This is a genomic window from Klebsiella sp. MBT K-1 (genome assembly GCF_002556465.1).
Taxonomy (GTDB): domain Bacteria; phylum Pseudomonadota; class Gammaproteobacteria; order Enterobacterales; family Enterobacteriaceae; genus Klebsiella; species Klebsiella grimontii.
Window position 1 is genome coordinate 197,295 of the sequence record NZ_PDEL01000010.1, and the last position, 24,084, is coordinate 221,378.

Genomic DNA, 24,084 nt, shown 5'->3' on the forward strand with positions numbered 1-24,084 from the left:
TGGATGCAAAGCAGTGTCAAGCTGGCTTAAAGGTTGACCGCTATTGACGGTACAAAATTGCCTGCGAATACCACTGGCCTGGAACCATGGTGTCATCAATCATAATGATGACGTAGTAATCCGCCTTAGCCGCCTCTGCTTTGACCTTCAGCGCAGCCTCTACATCCATCGGCGAGCCGTACATTAATACGCTCACCGTCCCCATCTTCTGCAGACCCGTCGTCTGGTTACGCTGGATCTCTTGTGGATGGTTGGTTGCTGGCGGCGGCGCCTTGGGCGTCCCCTGTAGGGCGCTACAGCCGGTTAAAGCGATTGCCAGTAACCACGGTGTAAACCTACGCATAACCATATCTCGTTTCCTGTTAGCCATAGTGTAGTGGTAGCCTGAATGTCATTGCCGGGGAATGTTCCCAAATTGTTATCCCGTACGCGATTTTCGAATGAAAATATCGTGAAAGCGTAATCTGGTTCTCAAGATTATGAATCATGTGCGAACGCGTGGCTTGAGTACTAACATAACATCACTTTAGAGAAAGGAGACGGTAAATGATCGCACTAGAAATGCGTAACCTTGCGGGCGGGGAGGTTCTCCATGCGTACCCGCAGGGCGCCGCGGATACTCCGCTTCCCTGCATTGTCTTTTATCATGGCTTTACCTCTTCTAAGCTGGTCTACAGCTATTTCGCCGTTGCGCTTGCAGAGGCGGGGTTTCGGGTGATTATGCCTGATGCTGCGGAACACGGCGCGCGCTACCGGGGAGACGAACAGGGGCGGATGCAGCGCTTCTGGCCGATTCTGACGCACAATTTTGTTGAGTTTCCGGCATTACAGGAGGCGATTCGGGAGCAGGGATGGCTTGCGGACGACAGGCTGGCGGTGGCCGGCGCATCGATGGGTGGAATGACCGCGCTGGGGATTATGACCCATCACCCGGAGCTGAAAAGCGTCGCCTGCCTGATGGGGTCAGGCTATTTCAGTACGCTCTCGCAGACGCTTTTTCCTTCGCCTTCGTGGGAGGCAGGGCAGCTGGCGGAGTGGGACGTCAGCCAGCAGCTGGCGACCCTCGCCAGCCGACCGCTGCTGCTCTGGCACGGCGATGAGGATGATGTGGTACCGCCGGGGGAGACCTTCCGTCTGCAGCAGGCGCTGCAGCAAAACGCACTGGCCGACAACCTAACCTGCATCTGGCAGAAAGGCGTCCGTCACCGCATTACGCCGGAAGCGTTAGCTGCGACGGTGGCTTTTTTTCAACGTCACCTTTAAACGCGAATCACCTGAACGCCCTGATCTTCAAGCTGCTTGAGAATCGCTTCATCCGCCTGTTTACCGGTTATCACCAGGTCGATTTGCCCGGCCTGGCTGAAGAGCATTCCGGCGCGTTCGCCAACTTTGCTGCTGTCGACCAGTACCGCGAGTTTGCCGACGACGTTAAGCATCTTTTGCTCCGCCATCGCCGTCAGCATATCGGTTTTATATAGCCCCTCCGCGGTCAACCCTTTGCCGCTGGTAAACATCCAGTGCCCAGCGTACAGGCTGTTTTCGCTGCCCTGAGGGCTCAGCGTGATGGAGTGGCTGCGGTTATACTGCCCGCCCATAATAATGACGCTGTCGTGTTCCTGATCGATCAGGTAGTTAGCCAGCGGCAAATAGTTGGTGATGATCTGCACCGGTTTACCGCACAGTTCTTGCCCAAGCAGGAATGCGGTAGAGCCGCAGTTTATGACGATGCTTTCGCCCGGGTTCACCAGCTGCGAAGCCGCGCGCGCAATCCGTACCTTCTCATCGTGGTTTTGCGCCTGGTGAATATTCATTGGCGACCAGCGCGGGCGCTGCTCGCTGACGGCTTCTGCGCCGTTGCGGACTTTTTTCAGCTTGCCGCTTTCGTCGAGTTTGTTGATATCGCGTCGTGCCGTCGCCGGAGAAATTCCCAGCCGGGAAATCACCTGCTCCACGGTGACAAATCCCGTTTGTGCCAGCAAATCCAGTAAAATTTGATGTCTTTGCGCTTCCGTCATGAGCAAATCCGATTAAAAGTGATAAGCAAAGATGATATTTGAAATCAGGTGAAAATACTAATGCTGACGGGGATAATTTCCGGCGGGCGGTCCCGCCGGAGAAGCCTTACAGGAAAGACTTAAAGGGCAGGTCCGGCTCCATGGTGAAGCAATCGTCGAATCCGCGCGGATAGTGGTATTCGAAGTTATCTTTATCCAGCGGCCAGGTGAATTTCCCACCCACCTGCCAGATGAAAGGCTTAAAGCCATACTTCAGACGGTCTTTTTTCATCTCCCACAGAACGCGGATTTCCTGCGGATCGGCCTGGAAGTTTGACCAGATATCGTGATGGAACGGGATCACCACTTTGGCATTCAGCGATTCGGCCATGCGCAGGATATCGGCGCTGGTCATTTTGTCGGTGATACCGCGCGGGTTCTCGCCATAGGAACCGAGAGCCACGTCGATCTGGTGTTCGTTACCGTGCTTCGCGTAATAGTTGGAGTAGTGGGAATCGCCGCTATGGTACAGGTTGCCGCCCGGCGTTTTGAACAGGTAGTTCACCGCGCGCTGATCCATTCCGTCCGGCAGTACGCCTGCCGCTTTTTGATCCGCGGGTAAGGTAATCAGAGCCGTACGGTCAAAAGCGTCGAGCGCATGAATTTCAACATCTTTTATTTTGACCACATCGCCCGGCTTCATCACGATGCAGCGCTCTTTCGGTACGCCCCAGCCAATCCACAGATCGACGCAGGTTTGCGGGCCGATAAACGGCACGTCATCGGCGCAGTTCTGCATAACCGCGGCGGCCACGTTCACATCAATGTGATCGTTATGATCGTGGGTAGACAGCACGGCGTCGATCTGGCGAATAGCGAACGGATCGAGAACAAACGGGGTGGTGCGCAGGTTGGGCTGGAGCTTCTTCACGCCGGCCATACGCTGCATCTGGTGGCCGGTTTTCATCAGCGGATTCCCGTGGCTTTGCTTGCCGGTACCGCACCAGAAATCGACGCAGATATTGGCTCCGCCTTCGGATTTCAGCCAGATGCCCGTACAACCCAACCACCACATCGCAAAGGTGCCCGGCGCAACCTGCTCTTGTTCAATTTCTTCATTCAGCCAGCTACCCCATTCCGGAAAAGTGTTCAGGATCCATGATTCGCGGGTGATGGTTTGCACTTTACTCATTTGTTTTTCCCTCACATATTATCAAAAGTAATCACGATGTGATTTGTTTTGACGAATACTGGCATCGTTTGTTCAGGATTGCAATCCTGAATTTCGCCCTTCATGAGAGGAATAGTGGGGGTTAAAAAGGGGCGGAGGCATACTTCATGATATGCGTGTTATTTTATTTAATTGATTTACATATACTATTTTTCAGGTTATGAAAATGAGAATTAATACCATGACGGATTGTGTGATTATTTGCGGCGTGCGTCACATTTAATCAAATATAATCTTGTTGTGATTATTTTTGATTATTAGAGTGATCGCAACAACCAACCTGGGCGTAGCGTGCGTTCAGAGCGTCCACCTTCTGGAGTGTGTTATGGAGATTCTCTACCACATCTTTACCGTGTTCTTTAACCAGGTTATGACCAACGCCCCGCTGCTGCTGGGTATTGTGACCTGCCTGGGTTATATCCTGCTGCGCAAAAGCGCCAGCGTTATCGTTAAAGGAACAATTAAAACCATTATCGGTTTTATGCTGCTGCAGGCCGGCTCCGGCATTCTGACCAGCACGTTTAAACCGGTGGTGGCGAAAATGTCTGAGGTTTACGGCATCAACGGCGCTATTTCTGATACCTACGCCTCCATGATGGCGACCATTGAGCGGATGGGCGATGCCTACAGCTGGGTGGGCTATGCCGTGCTGTTAGCCCTGGCGCTGAATATTTGTTATGTCCTGCTGCGGCGTATTACCGGTATTCGTACCATCATGCTGACCGGGCACATCATGTTCCAGCAGGCGGGGCTGATTGCCGTCTTTTTTTATATCTTCGGCTACCCGATGTGGACGACGATTATCTGCACGGCGGTGCTGGTGTCGCTCTATTGGGGCATTACCTCGAACATGATGTATAAGCCGACCCAGGAAGTGACCGACGGCTGCGGCTTCTCCATCGGACACCAGCAGCAGTTCGCTTCATGGATTGCTTACAAGGTCGCCCCGTATCTGGGTAAAAAAGAGGAGAGCGTTGAGGATCTCAAGCTGCCGGGCTGGCTGAACATCTTTCACGACAACATCGTCTCCACGGCCATCGTGATGACCATTTTCTTCGGCGCGATTTTGCTCTCCTTCGGCATCGACACCGTACAGGCGATGGCGGGTAAAACCCACTGGACGATCTATATCCTGCAAACCGGCTTCTCGTTCGCCGTCGCTATTTTCATTATCACCCAGGGCGTGCGCATGTTCGTCGCCGAACTTTCTGAAGCGTTCAACGGCATTTCCCAGCGCCTGATTCCCGGTGCCGTGCTGGCGATTGACTGCGCCGCGATTTATAGCTTTGCGCCAAACGCCGTCGTCTGGGGGTTTATGTGGGGCACCATCGGCCAGCTGATCGCCGTCGGTATTCTGGTCGGCTTCGGCTCTTCCATTCTGATTATTCCGGGCTTTATCCCAATGTTCTTCTCTAACGCCACCATCGGCGTGTTTGCTAACCACTTTGGCGGCTGGCGCGCGGCGCTCAAAATTTGTCTGGTAATGGGGATGATCGAAATTTTTGGCTGCGTCTGGGCGGTGAAGCTGACCGGTATGAGCGCCTGGATGGGTATGGCGGACTGGTCAATTCTGGCGCCGCCGATGATGCAGGGCTTCGCCTCCATCGGTATCGCGTTTATGGCTGTCATCATCATTATCGCACTGGCTTATATGTTCTTCGCAGGGCGCACGCTGCGTGCTGAAGAGGACGCGGAAAAACAACTGGCAGATGCTTCTGCTCAATAAGGAGTTTTGACTATGACCGTACGTATTCTGGCTGTATGTGGCAACGGGCAAGGAAGTTCCATGATCATGAAGATGAAGGTGGACCAGTTTTTGACCCAGTCAAATATCGATCACACGGTGAACAGCTGCGCGGTGGGTGAATACAAAAGTGAACTAAACGGCGCGGACATCATCATCGCCTCCACCCATATCGCCGGTGAGATTAGCGTCTCCGGCAACAAATATGTGGTTGGCGTGCGCAACATGCTCTCGCCTGCGGATTTTGGCCCAAAACTGCTGGAAGTGATCAAAGCGCACTTCCCGCAGGATGTGAAGTAAGGAGACCAAATGAAATTACGCGATTCGCTGGTGGAGAATAACTCCATCCTTCTCCAGGCCGACGCCAGTACCTGGCAGGAAGCCGTCAAGCTGAGCGTTGATTTACTGGTGAAGGCGGATGTCGTTGAGCCGCGCTACTACCAGGCCATTCTCGATGGCGTAGCCCAGCATGGCCCCTATTTTGTGATTGCTCCCGGTCTGGCGATGCCGCACGGCCGCCCGGAAGAGGGGGTTAAGAAAACCGGCTTTGCGCTGGTCACGCTGAAAACGCCGCTGGTTTTTAATCACGAGGATAACGACCCGGTCGATATTCTGATCACCATGGCGGCCGTGGATGCCAATACCCATCAGGAAGTCGGCATCATGCAGATCGTCAACCTGTTTGAAGATGAAGCCAATTTTGACCGTTTACGCGCCTGCCGCACCGCGCAGGAAGTGCTGGAATTAATTGATAACGCCACGGCGGCGGCCGTTTAAAAGGAACACTACAATGTCATTACCTATGTTGCAGGTTGCGCTCGATAATCAATCCATGTCTTCCGCGTATGAAACGACGCGCCTGATAGCCGATGAAGTGGACATTATTGAAGTCGGCACCATTCTTTGTGTGGCTGAAGGCGTACGCGCCGTTCGCGACCTGAAGGCGCTCTATCCCAATAAAATCGTGCTGGCGGACGCCAAAATCGCCGATGCCGGTAAAATTCTCTCCCGCATGTGCTTTGAAGCCAACGCCGATTGGGTCACCGTGATCTGCTGCGCGGACATCAACACCACCAAAGGCGCGCTGGACGTCGCGAAAGAGTTCAACGGCGACGTCCAGATCGAACTGACCGGCTACTGGACCTGGGAGCAGGCGCAGGAGTGGCGCGAAGCGGGTATTCAGCAGGTGGTTTATCACCGTAGCCGCGATGCCCAGGCGGCCGGTGTGGCGTGGGGCGAGGCGGATATCAGCGCGATCAAACGCTTGTCCGAAATGGGCTTTAAAGTCACCGTCACCGGCGGCCTGGCGCTGGAAGATTTACCGCTGTTTAAAGGTATTCCCATTCACGTCTTTATCGCCGGTCGCAGCATTCGCGACGCCGCTTCTCCGGTAGAGGCCGCCCGGCAGTTTAAACGTTCTATCGCCCAGCTGTGGGGCTAAGGAGCGGTCATGCTGTCAAAACAAATTCCGCTCGGTATCTATGAAAAAGCGCTCCCCGCGGGGGAGTGCTGGCAGGAACGCCTACGGCTGGCGAAAGAGCTCGGCTTTGATTTCGTCGAAATGTCGGTCGATGAAACTGACGCCCGTCTGGCGCGGCTCGACTGGAGCCGGGAGCAGCGCCTTGCGCTGGTCAACGCGATTGCTGAAACCGGGGTGCGGGTACCCTCTATGTGCCTGAGCGCCCATCGCCGCTTTCCGCTCGGTAGCGAAGACGACGCGGTTCGGGCGCAGGGCCTGGAGATTATGCGCAAAGCGATTCGGCTGGCGCAGGATGTGGGTATTCGCGTTATCCAACTGGCGGGTTACGACGTTTACTACCAGCAAGCCAATAACGAGACGCGCCGTCGTTTCCGCGACGGGCTAAAAGAGAGCGTCGAAATGGCGAGCCGCGCGCAGGTGACGCTGGCGATGGAAATCATGGACTACCCGCTGATGAACTCGATCAGCAAGGCGTTGGGCTATGCCCACTATCTCAATAATCCGTGGTTCCAGCTTTACCCTGATATCGGCAATCTGTCGGCATGGGATAACGACGTACAGATGGAATTGCAGGCCGGGATCGGGCATATCGTTGCCGTACATGTGAAGGATACTAAACCGGGCGTATTCAAGAACGTGCCGTTTGGCGAAGGCGTTGTCGATTTCGAGCGCTGCTTTGAAACGCTCAGGCAGAGCGGCTATTGCGGCCCGTATCTGATTGAAATGTGGAGCGAAATGACCGACGATCCGGCCGCTGAAGTTGCGAAAGCGCGCGATTGGGTGAAGGCGCGGATGGCCAGCGCCGGTCTGGTGGAGGCGGCATAATGCAAACGTTAAAACAGCAGGTCTTTGACGCTAATATGGATTTGCCGCGTTACGGACTGGTCACTTTTACCTGGGGTAACGTCAGCGCCATCGACCGTGAACGTGGGCTGGTGGCGATTAAGCCCAGCGGCGTCGCCTATGAGACCATGAAAGCGGACGATATGGTGGTAGTCGATCTCGAGGGTAAGGTGGTGGAGGGGCGCTATCGTCCTTCTTCCGATACCGCCACGCACCTGGCGCTGTATCGTCGCTATCCGAGCCTCGGCGGCGTGGTGCATACCCACTCGACGCACGCGACGGCCTGGGCGCAGGCGGGCCTGGCCATTCCCGCGCTGGGGACGACCCACGCGGACTACTTCTTTGGTGATATTCCCTGCACCCGGGCGTTAAGCGCGCAGGAAGTGGCTGAGGCTTATGAGCTGAACACCGGCCGCGTAATTATTGAAACGCTGGGCGACGTTGAGCCGCTGCATACGCCGGGCATCGTGGTCTATCAGCACGGGCCTTTTGCCTGGGGCAAAGATGCGCACGATGCGGTGCATAACGCGGTGGTGATGGAAGAAGTGGCGCGGATGGCGTGGATTGCTCGCGGGATCAACCCGCAGCTGAAGCCCATCGATAGCTGGCTGATGGACAAGCACTTTATGCGTAAGCACGGGCCAGATGCCTATTACGGGCAAAAGTGAAAGACGTGCTCCGGAGCATTCATCTTTATGATGAATCAACCGGTCTGCTCCGGAGCTATTTTTAGTTTTGCTGATAAGCCGACGGCATACAGCGCATACCGATCAGCGTCAGCACGCAGATTACCGCGCCGGCGTAAAACGTCGAGGCGGCACCGAATACCTCCCACAGCACGCCCGCACCTGCGCTGGCCAGCAGCAGCGCAACGCCGCTCATCAGGTTGAACATCCCGAACGCCGTTCCGCGCAGCTCCGGCGGGGCGGTATGCGCCACCATCGCCGCCAGCAGTCCCTGCGTCATCCCCATATGAATGCCCCATAGCGACACGCCGGCTAAAAGCGTGCTCCAGTGGCTGCTCAAGGCCAGCACGATATCGGCGGCGATCAGCACCAGCAGACCCCACTGCAGCATTTTGCTGTGGCTCATGCTGTCCGATAGTTTACCGAACGGATAGGCGGTCAGGCTGTACACCAGGTTCATCGCGACCATCACCAGCGGAATCGCGAACAGCGGGATCGCCATCTGCTGGGCGCGCAGCACCAGAAACGCTTCGCTGAAGCGGGCGAGGGTAAAAATCGAGCCGATAACCACAACCCACCAGTAGGCGGCTGAAAGCTTTTTTAGGTTCTCGCGGCGCAGGGGATTGGTCCGTTTCCGGGTGATCGGCGTTTTTGGCTCTTTTAGCCCAAAGCCTAATAAAGCGATGGAGAGCGCGGCAGGAATGACCGCGACCCAGAAAATAGACTGGAAGTCGTTATCCCAGAGAAACATCAGCGCGACGGCAAGCAGCGGTCCCAGAAAAGCGCCGATAGTGTCCAGCGCCTGGCGCAGCCCGTAGGCGGCGCCGCGAATTTCCGGCGGAGTGACGTCGGCGACCAGCGCATCCCTCGGCGCGCCGCGTATCCCTTTGCCCACGCGGTCGATCATTCGCGCGCTGAACACCACGCCGGAGGTTGGCGCGATGGCGAAAAGAGGTTTGCTTAGCGCCCCCAGGCCATAGCCGAGCAGCGCAAGGCCTTTGCGTTTGCCGACATAATCGCTGATGACGCCAGAGAAAACCTTCAGCATCAGCGCGGTAGCTTCAGCAACGCCTTCGATAATGCCGATAATAATCACGCTGGCCCCCAGCGTGGTGGCCATAAATAGAGGAAGAAGGCTGTGGATCATCTCTGACGAAACATCCATCAGCAGGCTAACGCCGCCAAGAACCCAAACCCCTTTCGGGATACGGCTTAGCGTGGCAAAACGCGGAACCATGAATCACTCCGGATAATCATGTGGTTAAAGAGAGATTAAATCAGGTTACGTTCCTGCTGATAAGGCACGAAGAAAAATAATTCTCAATTGCATTAAGACTTCGCCCTGACTATCGGGCGAAGTCAAAAAACAGGCAAATTAACGGTAAATGGCCGCACTGGCGTGAATCGGACCGTCGCTTCCCGGTTCATGAATGAGGATCGGCTGGAAGTATTTCGCTCCCTGAGCATCGCTCTGCTGGCTAAGCGCCTGGTCGGCTTCCTGCTCGGTGGCGATGTTGTGGTTGATATAGATAACGCCGAGGCTCTGCACATCGTCCATGTTGCGGGCCTGGCGGGCATCGATTTTAATAGCAGCCAGCGCGTTGGCGCTCAACAAAAGCGCTGCCATCATGGTTATGAGGATGTATTTCATCATCTACGCTCCTTATGACAGTCCTGACGTTAACCCGCTTCCCTGGGGTATGGATTGCTTCTAATCTAAGTGTAATCGCTGCCTCGCTGGCGTATCGCGACCATTTCTGATGCAGTTGTTCAAAAAATTGTCGCTTCCGCCGTTGATTAATTTTAAATCACTGGCTTAAGGCCACTTCGCGCTTAGTGCGAATTATTTGCACAATTCACTTGTCTTAAAACCCGCTCGCCCGTATTATGACGCGTCAATTTTTCAGCCGCCCTTTAACACGTTCCTTGCCTCCATGGGCCGCGGCTGACCCAGACAGGAGGCTGAATAATCCGTAAGGAGCAATTCGATGCGTCATTACGAAATCGTTTTTATGGTCCATCCTGACCAGAGCGAACAGGTTCCGGGCATGATCGAACGTTACACTGGTGCAATCACTGCAGCAGAAGGTACGATCCACCGTCTGGAAGACTGGGGCCGCCGTCAGCTGGCTTATCCGATCAACAAACTGCACAAAGCTCACTACGTTCTGCTGAACGTTGAAGCGCCGCAGGAAGCGATCGATGAGCTGGAAACTAACTTCCGCTTCAACGACGCCGTTATCCGCAGCATGGTAATGCGTACTAAGCACGCTGTTACCGAAGCATCTCCGATGGTTAAAGCGAAAGACGAGCGCCGCGAGCGTCGCGAAGATTTCGCCAACGAAACTGCAGATGATTCTGAAGCTGGGGATTCTGAAGAGTAATCCTGATGACCAACCGTCTGGAACTGTCCGGCATTGTATGCAGGACTCCACTTCGTAAGGTCAGCCCGTCAGGAATTCCACACTGCCAGTTCGTGCTTGAGCATCGTTCAGTGCAGGAGGAAGCCGGTTTTCACCGGCAGGCATGGTGCCAAATGCCCGTGATAATCAGCGGACACGAGAACCAGGCCATTACTCACAGTATAACGGTCGGTAGCGCAGTAATCGTTCGAGGGTTCATCTCTTGCCACAAGGCAAAGAACGGCTTGAGCAAAATGGTTCTGCATGCCGAGCAGATTGAATTGATAGATTCTGGAGACTAGCCATATGGCACGTTATTTCCGTCGTCGCAAGTTCTGCCGTTTCACCGCGGAAGGCGTTCAAGAGATCGACTATAAAGATATCGCTACGCTGAAAAACTACATCACCGAAAGCGGTAAGATTGTCCCGAGCCGTATCACCGGTACCCGTGCAAAATATCAGCGTCAGCTGGCACGCGCTATCAAACGCGCTCGCTACCTGTCCCTGCTGCCGTACACTGATCGTCATCAGTAATCGGTCACGGTCCATTAATACGACTTTGAGAGGATAAGGTAATGCAAGTTATTCTGCTTGATAAAGTAGCAAACCTGGGTAGCCTGGGTGATCAGGTTAACGTTAAAGCGGGCTATGCTCGTAACTTCCTGGTACCACAGGGTAAAGCTGTTCCTGCTACCAAGAAAAACGTTGAGTTCTTCGAAGCACGCCGTGCTGAACTGGAAGCCAAACTGGCAGAAGTTCTGGGCGCTGCTAACGCACGTGCTGAAGCAATCAACGCACTGGGCACCGTTACCATCGCGTCTAAATCTGGCGACGAAGGTAAACTGTTCGGTTCCATCGGTACTCGCGACATCGCTGACGCTGTAACTGCAGCTGGCGTTGCCGTTGCTAAGAGCGAAGTTCGTCTGCCGAACGGCGTTCTGCGCACCACCGGTGAGCACGAAGTGGACTTCCAGGTTCACAGCGAAGTTTTCGCTAAACTGGTTGTTAACGTTGTAGCTGAGTAATTTATTACTCAACTCACGTCGAGACGCCGGCCTTGTGCCGGCGTTTTGCTTTTCTGTCTTTGCTGAATCTTTTCCTGGTATGGTGGCTATTCTTAGCAACTTTCTGGATAATAAAATAAAACACTATTTTATTTCTGGTGAAGTGAATGGACGCACCCTCGATTTTTACCCGCAAGAAAGTGGCTTATGCCTGCGCAACCCTCTGCTGCCTGCTGTGGGGAAGCTCCTACCCGGCGATTAAAAGCGGCTATGAACTATTTCAGATTGCCACTGATGATGTGCCGTCTAAAATCGTCTTCGCTGGCTATCGCTTCCTGTTTGCCGGAGCGCTACTGCTGCTCTTCGCGCTGGCGCAGCGTAAGCCGATCGCCCGCTTAAATTCCCGTCAGTGCGGCCAACTGGCGATACTGGGCGTCACGCAAACGTCCATCCAGTACATTTTCTTCTACGTTGGCCTGGCGTTTACCACCGGCGTGAAGGGCTCGATTATGAACGCCACCGGCACCTTCTTCAGCGTCCTGCTGGCGCACTTTATCTATCAGAATGACAGGCTGAGCTACAACAAAGCCGTCGGCTGCATTCTCGGTTTTGCCGGCGTGATGCTGGTGACCGTTAATCATTCATTGAGCGATTTTAGCTTTGTCTGGCAGGGCGACGGTTTTGTGGTGCTGGCGGCTTTTATCCTGTCGGCGGCGACGCTGTACGGTAAGCGCATTTCGCAGACGGTTGACCCGACGGTGATGACCGGCTGGCAGCTGGCGTTTGGCGGCCTGGTGCTGGTTGGCGGCGGTTACCTGACCGGCGGAACCCTGGCGGTCCACAGCGCCGCTGCTGCGCTGGTGCTGGCTTATTTGACCCTGCTCTCTTCCATCGCTTTTGCGCTATGGAGCGTGCTGCTTAAGCATAACCGCGTGAGTATGATTGCGCCGTTCAACTTTGTGGTCCCGGTTGCCGGCACCGTGCTGTCGGCCATCTTCCTCGGCGAGAATATTCTTGAGCTGAAATATGCGGTTGCGCTGGCGCTGGTGTGCACCGGGATCTGGTGGGTAAATAAAGTGGGTCAACATCGTTAACTGCCTGATGACGCCACGCTGCTCAGGCCTGCATGGGTTTGCAGGCCTATGATTAAGAATGGTTATGCCGGCTGTATCTGCTTCGCGACGACGCGCTGCGGATCAACAATGGTCAGCCAAATAATCGCTGCTGCGATAAGATCGAGAATGCTCAGCGCAATAAAGAATGGCGTATAGCCAATCTGATGCACCAGCAGCCCCATTACCAGGGTGAACAGCAACTGGCCCATCCATGCTGCAGAACCCGCCATGCCGCTCACGGTGGCGACCTGGTTCTTTTTGAACAGATCCGAGGCTAACGTCATTGCCATGGTTGACAGCATCTGGTGCGCAAAGCCGCCAAGGCTGATCAGTGCAATCGCGAAGTAGACGTTTTCGACAAATCCCACGGCTGACAACGAGGTCATAAGCAGCGCGCCGATAGTGAACCCGATGCGCCTGGAGTTGACAGTGGTAATGTGGAACTTGGTGATCAACACATTCGAGAGCACGCCACCCGCCACGCAGCCAATATCCGCCGCGAGAAAGGGGAGCCAGGCAAACATAGCAATCTCTTTTAGCGGCAGATCGCGAACCTGAATTAAATACAATGGCAGCCAGAAGCTTAACGTTCCCCAGACCGGATCGGACAAAAAACGCGTCATCGCGATGCCCCAGAAATTACGCTGCTTCAGCAGGGGGAGTAATGAAGGGCGCTTATCGCCGTCAGACTGCAGAGCTTTCTCTTGTCCTGAGAAAATATACTCTTTTTCTTCATCTGATACCCATTGATGTTTTTCCGGCGAGCGATATAAAAATAACCACATAAAAGCAAATATAATCCCCAGCCCCCCGCTAATAATAAAAGCGAACTGCCAGTGCCAGGAAATAATCGCCCAGACGACGATCGGCGGTGCCAGCATGGCACCAACGGACGTTCCGATATTAAACAGACCACCTGCCACGCCCCGCTCTTTTGACGGGAACCATTCCGATGCGGTTTTAATACCTGCAGGGATCGCGGCGGCTTCGCTCAGGCCAAGCAGGCCGCGGAAGCAGGCCAGCGACTGCCAGTTAAACGCCAGAGCATGGGCCATATTGGCGAAGGACCATGCCAGTGCGAAGATAAAAAAGCCAATCCGTAAACCGATGGAATCCAGAATATAGCCGCAGAAAGACTGGGCAACGGTATAAGCCATTTGAAAGGACATAATGACCCACGAATATTGCTGTTCAGTAATATGCAGTTCGGTAAATAAGGTTGACGCGGCAACGCTTAATGAGCTGCGCGCCAGATAGTTAATGGCTGTGCCCAGCGCCACCAGGCCGATAATCCACCATCGTAGTCCTTTAATTTTCATTGTGATCACCTTAACGGGTTTATAGGGTACAAAGGGAAGGTTTAATGAGTTACACCGCTAGCGATAAATATTGCCGTTGAGAAAATCAGGCCAGTTCTTTTCAAAATAATGATCTTTACTATCGGCTAAGCTTCTCAGGGCTTTTTGCCGAACAATAAATTTGGCCTCCTGATAATTAATCGTCAGCTTTTTCTCTTTGTCTGACGCCTGCTCCGGTCGAAAACGCCATAGCTGCGCGGGCCCGTTACGGGTTAACGGCAGACAATCGCCTTCGGGGTCAAGGATGATCCTGGCACCCCGGCTGCCGCCGCCTGCGGAGATATAGTCGTCCAGCATTGTCAGCACCGCCGCCGATATCGGTGCCATTTGACGCCACATAAACAGTTCGGGGATTTCTGTCAGATGGCGGATCGATAGGGCATTTTTCGCCACCGCGGCAGCCAACAGGCGGGCCTCCTGTGCGGCCTGCCTGACGGCATCGACATGGCAGATAAAGCCGCCGTGGTCGGACATGCGTGCCTGGATCTCTTCCTTGACGCTTTGAAGGGAGCGGCCTGACTCGTTACGCTGCGCTCGCAGGATGACGTCGTTTACCTCCGCCAGCGGCTGAGCAGCCAGTTCAGGCACGTCATCGACCGCGTTGCGCCTGCCTGCATGTGCGATATAGCGCGCCAGACGCATGGCAAAGACCTGTCCGGCATTCAGCGCCGCGCCGCCTGGGCGGGTAACCCCGTGGGTTCCGGCGATTTCACCTACCGCAAAACAGCCGGGCAGAGAGGTTTGACCCCAGATATCGACCTCAATACCACCATTCATATGCTGATTGTTCATGGCGAACTGCAGCGGTGTTTGCGTCAAATTGTGGCCGTGCATTTTATACAGGGCGATCGATAGCGGATTCATTCGCTGCAGGCGTTCAATGGGTAGCGCTGCCAGCGCATCGTTGTTTTCCAGATAAGCCCGCACATCGTCGTCTAGCCGTTGCAGCGAGAAGGGAAGATCGCCTGGTACCGCTTCTGGATTGCGATTGAAGTCCATATAGACTTTGCGCCCCAGCTGCTGCTCATGCGCCACAGCCATATCCAGCAGGCTGGAGCCGAAATCCATCACCCTTGTAGCATGGAACGGCCACTGATACCCCTTACGAAAGATGTTTGAGGCTAGTTCCTGAGTGGTGCGGTAGTAGTCAGCGAGAAAATTATGCTCTTTGCCGCCGCTATCGACAGAATAGATATAGGGAATCACCTGCACGTAGGTGCCGGATAAATTCCACGGAAAGGCGCTGCGCGGCGTGCCGATACCGAACTGGCTTTCGGTCAGATTGGTGAGTGTGATTCCCTCTTCCAGCGCCAGCCCGAGTGAGCCAAAGCATTTATTAGGATAGACGCTGTCGCGGTAGAGCTCTCCGGGGCCGCCGGTCGCCAGGACGACATTGGGAGCGACTACCAGCGCCAGCCCCCACGGGTTATGGGCGCGAGAACCCGTCGCCAGAATTGCCCCCGCAACATGTTCCGTTCCTGATTCATCGCGCTGGCGTAATAGTTTGATAACTGTCGCACCGCTCAACAGTGGGATATTGAGCCGCTGAACCTCTTCCAGCAAAACCTTTACCATCAGACGCGAGGTGCGCGGGCCGCAGGAGGTCGCGCGTCCGGCTTCATCATGGTCGGTTTGATAGCGGAGGATCGCCCCATAGCGGTCCTCCGGCAGTTCAAGCCCAAGAAATTGCAACCCACCCAAAGTATGCAGCGAACCTACTGCTTCCACATAGGCGGTGTCGTAGTCCATGGCACCGCCGCTGGCCAGCGCGTCAGCCAGTTTAAGAAAGCTATCGCCATTGCCTGCTGTGGCGGCAGTAAACAGCGTCTGTTTATCCGAGCCGGAGCAGGCGGAGGTTCCCATATATAATCCGGCGGTCGCTAATAATACGTTTTGCTGACGGTGCTTGAGTTCAACGGCGGCGCGTAACCCCGCGGCCCCGCTGCCGACGACTAGCGCATCGGCTTTCCAAAGCGGATAGTTAACGTTATCGATCGTCAGAATGGAAGCCGGTTCCGCTTTAGCGAACCCTTTAGGAAAGGAGACGTGAGTCAGGGCATCAAGAATGGCGTCATCGATCTGGCTCATGCGTCCTCCATCGCGCTAAACAGCGCGCTATCCATCAGGCGCGGCTGGTTAATTATCGGGCGGAAGGCCATGTAAGGCAGAATATCGCGCTCAACATTAACGCATGGTGCTATCTCGATTAACTCAACGCCCGCTTCCGTGAGCTGAAATACCGCGCGTTCAGTGACATAAAGCACTTCTTGTCCGCTCTGCCGGGCGTAGCTGGCGCTAAAGGTAATTTTTTCCACTTCCGTCACTAGCTTCGGAATCTGGCCAGATTGCTCTATTTGCAGGCCATCCGGTGTTACGTTGATCTTGCTGCCTTTGGCGTCGAAAGTGCCGCAGAACACCACTTTGCGAGCATTCTGCGCGATTTCCAGAAAACCACCAGGACCGATCAGGTTGCCGTTAAGATGCGACACGTTAACGTTACCGTGCCGGTCCATCTCCCCCATGCCGAGGAAGGTGATGTCGATACCGCCGCCGCTATAGAATTCGAATTGATCCAACGAAGGAATAATTGCATCAGCGTTGCGCGCGCAGCCAAACAGCGCATCGTCCAGCATCATGCCGTTATGCACGCCTTGCTCCACGCTGAGCCATAAACTTTGATAGGGTACGCCTTCACGCAGGGCGATACCGGGAATGCCGCCTGGGATACCAAATCCGAAGTTAGTCGACGCGCCTGCGACCAGTTCACGCGCCGCGCGACGGGCAATCAGGCGGCGCACCGGGTGGCTGACCAGCTCTATTGCATCGCTGGAACAGAGGCGTCGGTGTTGGCCACTGATCGTCAGATCGTAGCCGCCGAGGTAGGTCTGCGGCTGCTCGCGATGCTCCACGATGCCATCGACCAGAATTCCGGGGAGGGTGACGTTGCGTGGCGCGATTGCCCCTGCTTCCAGTACATCGCGCACCTGAACGAAGACCTTGCCGCCGCTATTGTGTGCCGCCAGCGCCATTGAGTAGCTGTCCATATTGATCGCTTCCTCTTCGAGGCTGACGTTGCCGCGCGGGTCGGCGTAGGTGCCGCGCACAATGGCGTAATTCACCCTGAATGGTCGGTAACGTAGTTTGGTTTCACCATCGATCTCAATTAGTTCCACCATATCTTCGGTGGTTCGGGCATTCGATTTACCGCCGCCGTGACGCGGATCGACAAACGATCCCAGCCCCACGTGGGTAATCAGGCCGGGACGACCGGCGCCAATTTCACGCAACAGCGCCTGAATCACGCCGCCGGGAAAGCAGTAAGCTTCGATCTCTTCGTTTTTTACCAGAGCCTGCATTTTTGGCGACCAGGTAAAATGCCCCGCGATAATTCGCTTGAGCATTCCTGCATGGGCGAAACGGTTGCTGCCTTTGCTATCGCGATCGCCAATTCCCAGCGAGTGAATAAGCGTCAGATCGCGTGGATGTCCGGTCTCCAGAAAGCGTTTTTCAATGGCTGCCAGTAAATAATCGGCTTCAACCATACCGCCGCCGTTGCCGCTGATAGCAATCGTGGCGCCATCTTCAATGAGCGCGGCGACGGCGTCGGCTGAGGTCACTTTATTCATTCTCTTTTCCTTACTGATTCTGGAAAATTACCGGGCTTTTGTTAGCAAAAGCCCGCGTCGCCTGCTGGCAGTCCTGGGTGGCTGACATCAAGCCGGCCAGCAACTGATGCGAGTAGTCGGCATGCTTATTTTCCAGCGCCAGAATGAGCTGTTTAATATGCGCCAGGGCGACCGGGCCGCACTTTTGCAGAGCGCAAAGCTGATTTATCAGCCAGCCTTCCGCGTCATCTTTTTCCACGACCTCGTTAATCAATCCTGCGGCTTGCGCTTCTTGGGCGCTGAGGCGCTGGCCCAGCATCAGCATCTGGCGGCCAACAACCGGGCCAACCTGATTGAGAACCCGCTCGATGCCCAGCCAGCCGGGCACCATGCCAAGCGTGACTTCCGGGGTGGAGAATTTTGCTGTCGGCCGGGCGATGCGGATATCGCAGCTCAGCGCCAGTTCAATGCCGCCGCCGATGGTGTGACCGTTAATATTCGCCACGGTAAGCTGGGGTAAATTGCGCAGGCGCGAGAAGACCTCATTGCCGCGCTTAATCCATTTCCGCCCCATATCCAACGGTGAATAAGCAGACCAGGATTTAATATCGCCACCCGCGCAGAAAAACTTATCTCCCGTGGCGGTCAATTCCACCAGGCGCAGCGTGGCGTCATTTTCAATTTCATTTAAATAGCGATCGAGTAATTCGATCATCTCTTCGTTAATCGCGTGGCATTTATCTTCGCGATTCAGCGTCAGGCGACAGGAGGCCGCCGCTCTGCTGAACAGAACGGGTTGTTCATTCATGTTTCATCCTTAGCAATAATGCGCGATACGATCGACGCTAATATCCAGGGTGCTGTTGATGTCCTTTTGCCACCAGTTGTGCGGCGAGAAAATTTCTAATTCCACCGCGCCGTTAAAACCGGCGTTTTCCACTAGCCGACGAATCGAGGGAATATTAATGATGCCGTCTCCCGGCATACCCCGGTCGTTGACTAGATCGGTGGTCGGCACCAGCCAGTCTGAGATGTGAAAGGCCAGAATGCGCTTTCCCGCCCGCAGGATCTGATTCGCGAGGTCCGGGTCCCACCAGATATGGTAAACGTCCACCGCTACGCCCAGGCCGTATTCGCCATCGGGATCGAGTTCGTCGCACCAGTCCAGCGCCTGACGTAATGTGCACAGGCAGGAACGATCGGCAGCGGTCATCGGGTGCAGCGGCTCCAGTGCGATGGGCACGCCCACGTCTCTGGAGTGAGGCAGCAGCTGACGGATACCGTATTTCACCTGCTCCCGCGCTTCGTATAAATCTTTACTTCCCCGCGCTAGCCCGCCGACCACCTGCATATAGCAGGCAGCGTTCAGGGTGGCGGCATCGTCAAGCGCCCGACGGTTATCGTCGATGGCGAGTTTGCGTTCCGACAGGGTTGGCGCGGTGTAATAAGTACTGCGGCAGAATCCGGACACCGCCATGCTATTCGCCGTCAACTGACGGGCGATGTCCGCTAAATTTTCACCGGCAAGCTCTCTTCTCCACGGCGCAATAGCGCCGATACCACGTTCCGCGCAGGCATCAATAATGGCGGGTAAGGGCGTTTTATAGCCGAGCGTCGCGGTGTTGATGCTGAACAGATCGGGACGTTGCAACAGATCTCTCATTATTCAACCTCAGAAGCGCGGCATGCTCAGGCCGCCGTCAATGGCCACGGCCTGCCCACAGGTATAAATCAGCTTGCCTTCCGCCATGGCGCGTACGGTTGAGGCGATATCTGCCGGGAAACCCCAGCGACCCCACGGTACCAGTCCTTTGGCAATCAGTTCGTCGTAGTAGGCGGTAGCTGGAACGGTCATCTCGGTTTTAATCAGGCCTGGACGCACTTCATAAACGCCGATTTGCTCATCGCACAGGCGGGCGGCAAACAGACGGGCGGCAGCGGAAACGGCGGTCTTGGCCATCGTGTATTCGCCGCGATTCATTGCCAGCATGATGGCGTTAATTGAGCTGACGAAAATAATCGAACGATGCGGGAGTTCATTTTCCGGTTTCGGCTGCGCCAGCAGGCGCTTGCTGAACGACTGGGCGAGAAAGAAGGGGGCACGGGTGTTGACGGCAATGTTTTCGTCAAAGCTGTCCGGCTGCATGTCGAGGATATCGCCCCGTTTTTTGACGGAAATCCCGGCATTGTTCAGCAGGCAATCGAGGCGGCCCCATCGATTTTGCGCCGCGTCGAGCATCTCTTCGTGCAGCGACAGGTCGGCAATATCCGCCGGGAAACAGATGACTTCTGCGCCTTCAGCAATGCACTCCTGCCGGGTGGTTTCCAGCTTTTCAACGCTTTCAGCATCCGGGCGATCGTTAATTAAAAGATTGAATCCTGCGCGGGCCAGTTCAAGCGCACAGCCCTTGCCAATGCCGCGAGCGGCTCCGGTAATAACGGCAACGGATTTATTTGATCTCATTTGTAACCTCACAGTGAATAGGGATGACCTGGTGGCATCAAAATGCATCTGGAACACTAAAAGATCAACCATCTAGTTGGTTGGTTTGTGAGGGCGATCACCAGGCTGTTAATAACTTATTGAATTATATTGTTTTAATTCTTTTTTACTGAATAGGGTTAAAATTATCGCTATGATAGGCATCGCGAAGGGTGAATGGGGAAGCGGAATGTATCTTGATACCAGCAATGCGCAAAGCCTGAAAGAAAAGCTTCTTTTAAGCGCTGTCAATGAATTTGCCGAATATGGCTACGAAGGTGCCAGAGTCGATAATATCGTCAAAGCGGCAGATTGCAGTAAACAGACCGTGTATCACCACTTCGGCAATAAAGAAAATTTGTTTATCGAAGTCCTCGAATATACCTGGAACGATATTCGTCAGAAAGAAAAAAGTCTGGATGTATCAGGGCTTTCCCCTGACAAAGCCATTGAAAAAATCATTGATTTTACGTGGGACTACTACATTGAAAACCCGTGGTTTCTCAAGATTGTTCATAGTGAAAACCAAAGCAAAGGCGTTCATTATGCAAAATCAACGCGCCTGCCGGAAATTAACCATTCGCATCTGCAATTGATGGCTTCGCTGCTCGATGAAGGGAAGCAACAAAATATCTTCAAAGCCGATATCGATCCGCTCCAGGTTAATATTAGTATTGCCGCCCTCGGGGGGTATTACTTAATTAACCAACATACGTTAGGGTTGGTTTATCACATCAGCATGGTTTCGCCGCAGGCTCTGGAAGTCAGGCGTCGGGTCATAAAAGAAACGATTCTAAGCTGGCTTCTTGTGACGCCTGACTCTCTTAACGGACGCGAATAAAGCTGCCGTTCGACTGGCGGGTAAACAGCACCTGCTGGCCGCCGCCGGTATCGATGGTCAGCCCGGTGACTACGCCATTGGCGTTCTGACGGATCTGTACCGTCTGCCCGGTTTGCAGTGAGCTTAGCGGTTTTCCTGCGCCTTCCACCTGGGCCATGGCGTAAACGTCGGTCGGCGGCAGGTTGTGGTCGCGGAACAGCTGCGCGAGAGTTTTCCCCGATTCAATGCGGTAGGTCCGCCACTGCTGCTCGATGCCCGGCGTCGACTGCGGCTCCTGATACGGCTGGGAAGCGGCCTGCTGCTGCGGCTGATCCGGCTGCTCATCCTGAATCGGCTCCGGCGCGACCGGCGCCACCTGATCGGCATCGTTCACGGGCGGCGTATTGGTGATGGGCGGCAGCGGGACAGCCTGATTACCGGAAGAGGGCTGCGACTGGGATTGCAGGTTGAGATTCGCCTCGCGGCTGGCCTGAACCTCGCTGCTGTTATCCTCGGAAGGGAGCAGAACGCCGATAATCACCAGCAGCGCTCCGGCAATAATGCCCCGGCGGTGCATCGGCGGTAGCGGATCCATGAGGCGAAAATGATCCGGGGCGTGCCAGATCTTCGCCAGGGTAGATGTCAGTTCAAAGCGCCCGGGCATGGCTTTCCTCCTGCTCCGCATATTTTTATCCTGCTCTCTCTAGAGTATAGATGGCTAACTTCCTGAAGGACGAGACAAAGCTATGTTTCGTGAGGTTAACCTTATCCCTCTATTGTTTCTGTTTCCCTTAGATTTGTCATCATCCAGGCGACAAAGTTTTACCCGTCGTGCTATGGCTGATATGCTTCCCACCTCTTTTCTCTGCTCATTGTCTTTTGCATTTTGGAAGCCAGAGAGCATGAGAGCCCCCACGAAAAAAGGAACAAAGATGGCAACCCCAACTTTTGACACGATCGAAGCACAGGCAAGTTACGGTATCGGCTTGCAGGTTGGACAACAGCTGAGCGAGTCTGGCCTGCAGGGGCTGCTGCCGGAAGCGCTGGTCGCGGGTATTGCTGACGCGCTGGAAGGTCAACAGCCGCAGGTGCCGGTGGAAGCCGTTCACCGCGCGCTGCGTGAAATCCACGAACGCGCTGACGCCGTGCGTCGCGAGCGTTTCCAGGAAATGGCCGCGGATGGCGAGAAATACCTGGAAGAGAACCGCGAGCGCGAAGGCGTGAACAGCACCGAATCTGGCCTGCAGTTCCGCGTACTGACCCAGGGTGAAGGCCCGATCCCGGCGCGTACTGACCGCGTTCGCGTCCACTATACCGGCAAACTGATCGACGGTACCGTCTTCGATAGCTCCGTCGCGCGCGGCGAGCCGGCTGAATTCCCGGTGACTGGCGTAATCGGCGGCTGGATTGAAGCGCTGACCCTGATGCCGGTAGGTTCCAAATGGGAACTGACCATTCCGCACAGCCTGGCCTACGGCGAGCGCGGCGCGGGCGCATCCATTCCTCCGTTCAGTACCCTGATTTTTGAAGTTGAACTGCTGGATATTATCTAAACAGCAGGTGCTTCCTCTCCCGCAGGGGGGAGGAGGCCGCTTTAAATAGTGTAAAACCCTTAAGTTATGAATTTGCTGGAACTTTATATTGCATATCGGCTTAATGGGTGTATTTTTGTGAGCTGTTTCGCGTAACCGGAGTGATATAACACTCACTTTAAACATAAAATTAACATTATATCTAAATCATAGTATTCATCCCTCCGATTCTTACCTAATATCGATAAACCCTCGTTCCAGGGTTAAGACGAATGAAGGGCCAGTAGAGCCCGAACAACACAGACAGGTACAACAGGAAAAATCACATGGTAGATCAGGTAAAAGTCGTTGCCGACGAACAGGCTCCGACTGAACAATCGCTGCGGCGAAATCTCACTAACCGGCATATTCAGCTTATCGCTATCGGTGGCGCGATCGGCACCGGGCTGTTTATGGGCTCGGGTAAAACCATCAGCCTTGCCGGGCCGTCAATTATTTTTGTTTATATGATCATCGGCTTTATGCTGTTTTTCGTCATGCGCGCCATGGGTGAATTACTGCTGTCGAATCTTGAATATAAGTCGTTCAGCGATTTTGCCGCCGACCTGCTGGGACCCTGGGCAGGCTATTTTACCGGCTGGACCTACTGGTTCTGCTGGGTGGTCACCGGGATGGCGGACGTGGTGGCGATCACCGCCTACGCGCAGTTCTGGTTCCCGGGACTCTCCGACTGGGTCGCCTCGCTGGCGGTCATCCTGTTGCTGCTGGGCCTTAACCTCGCTACCGTGAAGATGTTCGGCGAGATGGAGTTCTGGTTTGCGATGATCAAAATCGTCGCTATCGTGGCGCTGATCGTCGTCGGCCTGGTGATGGTGATGATGCACTTCCAGTCACCGACCGGCGTGGAAGCCTCTTTCGCCCATCTGTGGAATGACGGCGGCTGGTTCCCGAAAGGCATCAGCGGATTCTTTGCCGGCTTCCAGATCGCGGTCTTCGCCTTCGTGGGCATCGAGCTGGTGGGAACCACGGCGGCGGAAACCAAAGATCCTGAGAAATCTCTGCCGCGGGCGATTAACTCGATTCCAATCCGCATCATTATGTTCTACGTCTTCGCGCTAATTGTGATTATGTCAGTGACGCCGTGGAGCTCAGTGGTGCCGTCGAAGAGCCCGTTCGTCGAGCTGTTTGTGCTGGTGGGGCTGCCGGCGGCGGCGAGCCTGATCAACTTCGTGGTGCTGACCTCGGCGGCCTCTTCCGCCAACAGCGGCGTGTTCTCCACCAGCCGTATGCTGTTCGGTCTGGCGCAGGACGGACAGGCGCCAAAAATGTTCGCTAAGCTGTCGAAGCGCGCGGTACCGGCGAAAGGGCTGACCTTCTCCTGTATGTGCCTGCTGGGCGGCGTGGTGATGCTGATGGTCAATCCGAGCGTGATCGCGGCATTCACCATGATTACCACGGTGTCGGCGATCCTGTTTATGTTCGTCTGGACGATTATCCTGTGCTCGTATCTGGTCTATCGCAAAAAGCGCCCGCAGCTGCATGAGCAGTCCAAATACAAGATGCCGCTGGGCAAACTGATGTGCTGGGTGTGCATGGCCTTCTTCGCCTTTGTGCTGGTACTGCTGACGCTGGAAGCCGATACCCGCGAAGCGCTGATGGTGACTCCGCTGTGGTTTGTGCTGCTGGGGGCGGGCTGGCTGTTTGCCGGCAAGAAGCGTCTGGCGAAATAAAAAAATGTTCGGGAGAGATTTTTAACGTTGCTTGCAGCGGCCCGTCATAAAAAAGGCC

27 protein-coding genes are annotated in these 24,084 nt (G+C 54.8%); 15 read left to right on the forward strand and 12 right to left on the reverse strand.

The window, feature by feature from the left end; genetic code table 11:
• Positions 1-40: 40 nt before the first annotated feature.
• Positions 41-349: a biofilm peroxide resistance protein BsmA gene (bsmA, locus tag CMQ96_RS16825; protein WP_024360258.1), complete on the reverse strand. Its 309-nt coding sequence runs from the start codon at positions 347-349 to the stop codon at positions 41-43.
• A 197-nt stretch (positions 350-546) separates the two neighbouring features.
• Between bsmA and yjfP the strand changes: the two genes are divergently transcribed.
• Positions 547-1,263, forward strand: a complete 717-nt coding sequence (yjfP, locus tag CMQ96_RS16830; RefSeq protein ID WP_024360259.1) for an esterase — start codon at positions 547-549, stop codon at positions 1,261-1,263.
• On the opposite strand, the gene ulaR is transcribed toward yjfP, so the two are convergent.
• Both ulaR and ulaG read right to left on the reverse strand, forming a co-directional pair.
• Positions 1,260-2,015: an HTH-type transcriptional regulator UlaR gene (gene ulaR / locus CMQ96_RS16835; RefSeq protein WP_004871087.1), complete on the reverse strand. Its 756-nt coding sequence runs from the start codon at positions 2,013-2,015 to the stop codon at positions 1,260-1,262. The two genes, yjfP and ulaR, sit on opposite strands and share 4 nt — an antisense overlap.
• Before the next feature lie 106 nt (positions 2,016-2,121).
• Positions 2,122-3,186, reverse strand: coding sequence for an L-ascorbate 6-phosphate lactonase (gene ulaG, locus CMQ96_RS16840; protein ID WP_024360260.1), 1,065 nt, complete (start codon positions 3,184-3,186; stop codon positions 2,122-2,124).
• Positions 3,187-3,550: 364 nt separating this feature from the next.
• Between ulaG and ulaA the strand changes: the two genes are divergently transcribed.
• Genes ulaA through CMQ96_RS16870 form a run of 6 tightly spaced genes read left to right on the forward strand, consistent with a single transcriptional unit; the run spans position 3,551 to position 7,960 of the window.
• Positions 3,551-4,951 (forward strand): PTS ascorbate transporter subunit IIC, encoded by a 1,401-nt coding sequence (gene ulaA / locus CMQ96_RS16845; RefSeq protein ID WP_004871084.1) that lies wholly within the window; start codon positions 3,551-3,553, stop codon positions 4,949-4,951.
• A gap of 12 nt (positions 4,952-4,963) precedes the next feature.
• Positions 4,964-5,269, forward strand: a complete 306-nt coding sequence (ulaB, locus tag CMQ96_RS16850; protein ID WP_004109091.1) for a PTS ascorbate transporter subunit IIB — start codon at positions 4,964-4,966, stop codon at positions 5,267-5,269.
• Between the two features lie 9 nt (positions 5,270-5,278).
• Positions 5,279-5,746, forward strand: coding sequence for a PTS ascorbate transporter subunit IIA (gene ulaC / locus CMQ96_RS16855; RefSeq protein WP_024360261.1), 468 nt, complete (start codon positions 5,279-5,281; stop codon positions 5,744-5,746).
• Positions 5,747-5,759: 13 nt separating this feature from the next.
• Positions 5,760-6,410, forward strand: coding sequence for a 3-keto-L-gulonate-6-phosphate decarboxylase UlaD (ulaD, locus tag CMQ96_RS16860; RefSeq protein WP_004128129.1), 651 nt, complete (start codon positions 5,760-5,762; stop codon positions 6,408-6,410).
• Positions 6,411-6,419: 9 nt separating this feature from the next.
• Positions 6,420-7,274 (forward strand): L-ribulose-5-phosphate 3-epimerase UlaE, encoded by an 855-nt coding sequence (gene ulaE / locus CMQ96_RS16865; protein ID WP_098067037.1) that lies wholly within the window; start codon positions 6,420-6,422, stop codon positions 7,272-7,274.
• Positions 7,274-7,960, forward strand: coding sequence for an L-ribulose-5-phosphate 4-epimerase (locus CMQ96_RS16870; RefSeq protein WP_024360264.1), 687 nt, complete (start codon positions 7,274-7,276; stop codon positions 7,958-7,960). Before ulaE ends, CMQ96_RS16870 begins: the two co-directional genes overlap by 1 nt.
• A gap of 61 nt (positions 7,961-8,021) precedes the next feature.
• Here CMQ96_RS16870 and CMQ96_RS16875 read toward each other — a convergent pair whose 3' ends face one another.
• The gene (locus CMQ96_RS16875; RefSeq protein WP_098067038.1) at positions 8,022-9,215 is read right to left on the reverse strand and encodes an MFS transporter; all 1,194 of its coding nucleotides are present in this window, start codon (positions 9,213-9,215) and stop codon (positions 8,022-8,024) included.
• Positions 9,216-9,353: 138 nt separating this feature from the next.
• Positions 9,354-9,629 (reverse strand): DUF1471 domain-containing protein, encoded by a 276-nt coding sequence (locus CMQ96_RS16880; RefSeq protein WP_004871080.1) that lies wholly within the window; start codon positions 9,627-9,629, stop codon positions 9,354-9,356.
• A gap of 337 nt (positions 9,630-9,966) precedes the next feature.
• On the opposite strand from CMQ96_RS16880, the gene rpsF reads away from it, so the two are divergent.
• The 5 genes from rpsF (at position 9,967) to CMQ96_RS16905 (ending at position 12,478) form a co-directional block, all read left to right on the forward strand.
• Positions 9,967-10,362 (forward strand): 30S ribosomal protein S6, encoded by a 396-nt coding sequence (gene rpsF, locus CMQ96_RS16885; RefSeq protein ID WP_004098001.1) that lies wholly within the window; start codon positions 9,967-9,969, stop codon positions 10,360-10,362.
• A gap of 5 nt (positions 10,363-10,367) precedes the next feature.
• Entirely contained in the window at positions 10,368-10,682 is a 315-nt protein-coding gene (gene priB / locus CMQ96_RS16890; RefSeq protein ID WP_004128142.1) for a primosomal replication protein N, read from the forward strand.
• Positions 10,683-10,686: 4 nt separating this feature from the next.
• On the forward strand, positions 10,687-10,914 hold the full coding sequence (gene rpsR, locus CMQ96_RS16895) for a 30S ribosomal protein S18 (protein WP_000135199.1): 228 nt from the start codon (positions 10,687-10,689) through the stop codon (positions 10,912-10,914).
• Between the two features lie 41 nt (positions 10,915-10,955).
• Positions 10,956-11,405 (forward strand): 50S ribosomal protein L9, encoded by a 450-nt coding sequence (gene rplI, locus CMQ96_RS16900; RefSeq protein ID WP_004098003.1) that lies wholly within the window; start codon positions 10,956-10,958, stop codon positions 11,403-11,405.
• A gap of 146 nt (positions 11,406-11,551) precedes the next feature.
• On the forward strand, positions 11,552-12,478 hold the full coding sequence (locus tag CMQ96_RS16905) for a DMT family transporter (RefSeq protein WP_098067039.1): 927 nt from the start codon (positions 11,552-11,554) through the stop codon (positions 12,476-12,478).
• Between the two features lie 62 nt (positions 12,479-12,540).
• Here CMQ96_RS16905 and CMQ96_RS16910 read toward each other — a convergent pair whose 3' ends face one another.
• The 6 genes from CMQ96_RS16910 to CMQ96_RS16935 are packed head-to-tail and all read right to left on the reverse strand — an operon-like array spanning position 12,541 to position 19,926.
• Complete coding sequence (locus tag CMQ96_RS16910) at positions 12,541-13,818, reverse strand: MFS transporter (RefSeq protein WP_049132180.1); 1,278 nt, start codon at positions 13,816-13,818, stop codon at positions 12,541-12,543.
• A 57-nt stretch (positions 13,819-13,875) separates the two neighbouring features.
• Positions 13,876-15,945, reverse strand: coding sequence for an FAD-binding protein (locus tag CMQ96_RS16915; protein ID WP_098067040.1), 2,070 nt, complete (start codon positions 15,943-15,945; stop codon positions 13,876-13,878).
• The gene (locus tag CMQ96_RS16920; protein WP_098067041.1) at positions 15,942-17,483 is read right to left on the reverse strand and encodes an acyl CoA:acetate/3-ketoacid CoA transferase; all 1,542 of its coding nucleotides are present in this window, start codon (positions 17,481-17,483) and stop codon (positions 15,942-15,944) included. Before CMQ96_RS16920 ends, CMQ96_RS16915 begins: the two co-directional genes overlap by 4 nt.
• A gap of 10 nt (positions 17,484-17,493) precedes the next feature.
• On the reverse strand, positions 17,494-18,270 hold the full coding sequence (locus CMQ96_RS16925) for an enoyl-CoA hydratase/isomerase family protein (protein ID WP_098067042.1): 777 nt from the start codon (positions 18,268-18,270) through the stop codon (positions 17,494-17,496).
• 9 nt (positions 18,271-18,279) lie between these two features.
• Positions 18,280-19,125: a sugar phosphate isomerase/epimerase gene (locus CMQ96_RS16930; protein WP_064411401.1), complete on the reverse strand. Its 846-nt coding sequence runs from the start codon at positions 19,123-19,125 to the stop codon at positions 18,280-18,282.
• A gap of 9 nt (positions 19,126-19,134) precedes the next feature.
• Positions 19,135-19,926 carry a 3-ketoacyl-ACP reductase gene (locus CMQ96_RS16935; protein WP_098067043.1) on the reverse strand — a complete coding sequence of 264 codons (792 nt, stop codon included), beginning with the start codon at positions 19,924-19,926 and terminating at the stop codon, positions 19,135-19,137.
• A gap of 208 nt (positions 19,927-20,134) precedes the next feature.
• Between CMQ96_RS16935 and CMQ96_RS16940 the strand changes: the two genes are divergently transcribed.
• Positions 20,135-20,785 (forward strand): TetR/AcrR family transcriptional regulator, encoded by a 651-nt coding sequence (locus tag CMQ96_RS16940; RefSeq protein WP_049132175.1) that lies wholly within the window; start codon positions 20,135-20,137, stop codon positions 20,783-20,785.
• Here the strand turns inward: CMQ96_RS16940 and CMQ96_RS16945 are convergent.
• Positions 20,769-21,428 (reverse strand): LysM-like peptidoglycan-binding domain-containing protein, encoded by a 660-nt coding sequence (locus CMQ96_RS16945; protein ID WP_004871078.1) that lies wholly within the window; start codon positions 21,426-21,428, stop codon positions 20,769-20,771. The two genes, CMQ96_RS16940 and CMQ96_RS16945, sit on opposite strands and share 17 nt — an antisense overlap.
• Before the next feature lie 268 nt (positions 21,429-21,696).
• Here CMQ96_RS16945 and fklB point away from each other — a divergent pair, with 268 nt between their 5' ends.
• A complete protein-coding gene (gene fklB / locus CMQ96_RS16955; RefSeq protein WP_004871077.1) occupies positions 21,697-22,317 on the forward strand; it encodes an FKBP-type peptidyl-prolyl cis-trans isomerase in 621 nt (206 codons plus the stop codon).
• 305 nt (positions 22,318-22,622) lie between these two features.
• Positions 22,623-24,026, forward strand: coding sequence for a D-serine/D-alanine/glycine transporter (gene cycA / locus CMQ96_RS16960; protein ID WP_024360266.1), 1,404 nt, complete (start codon positions 22,623-22,625; stop codon positions 24,024-24,026).
• Positions 24,027-24,084: the final 58 nt, after the last annotated feature.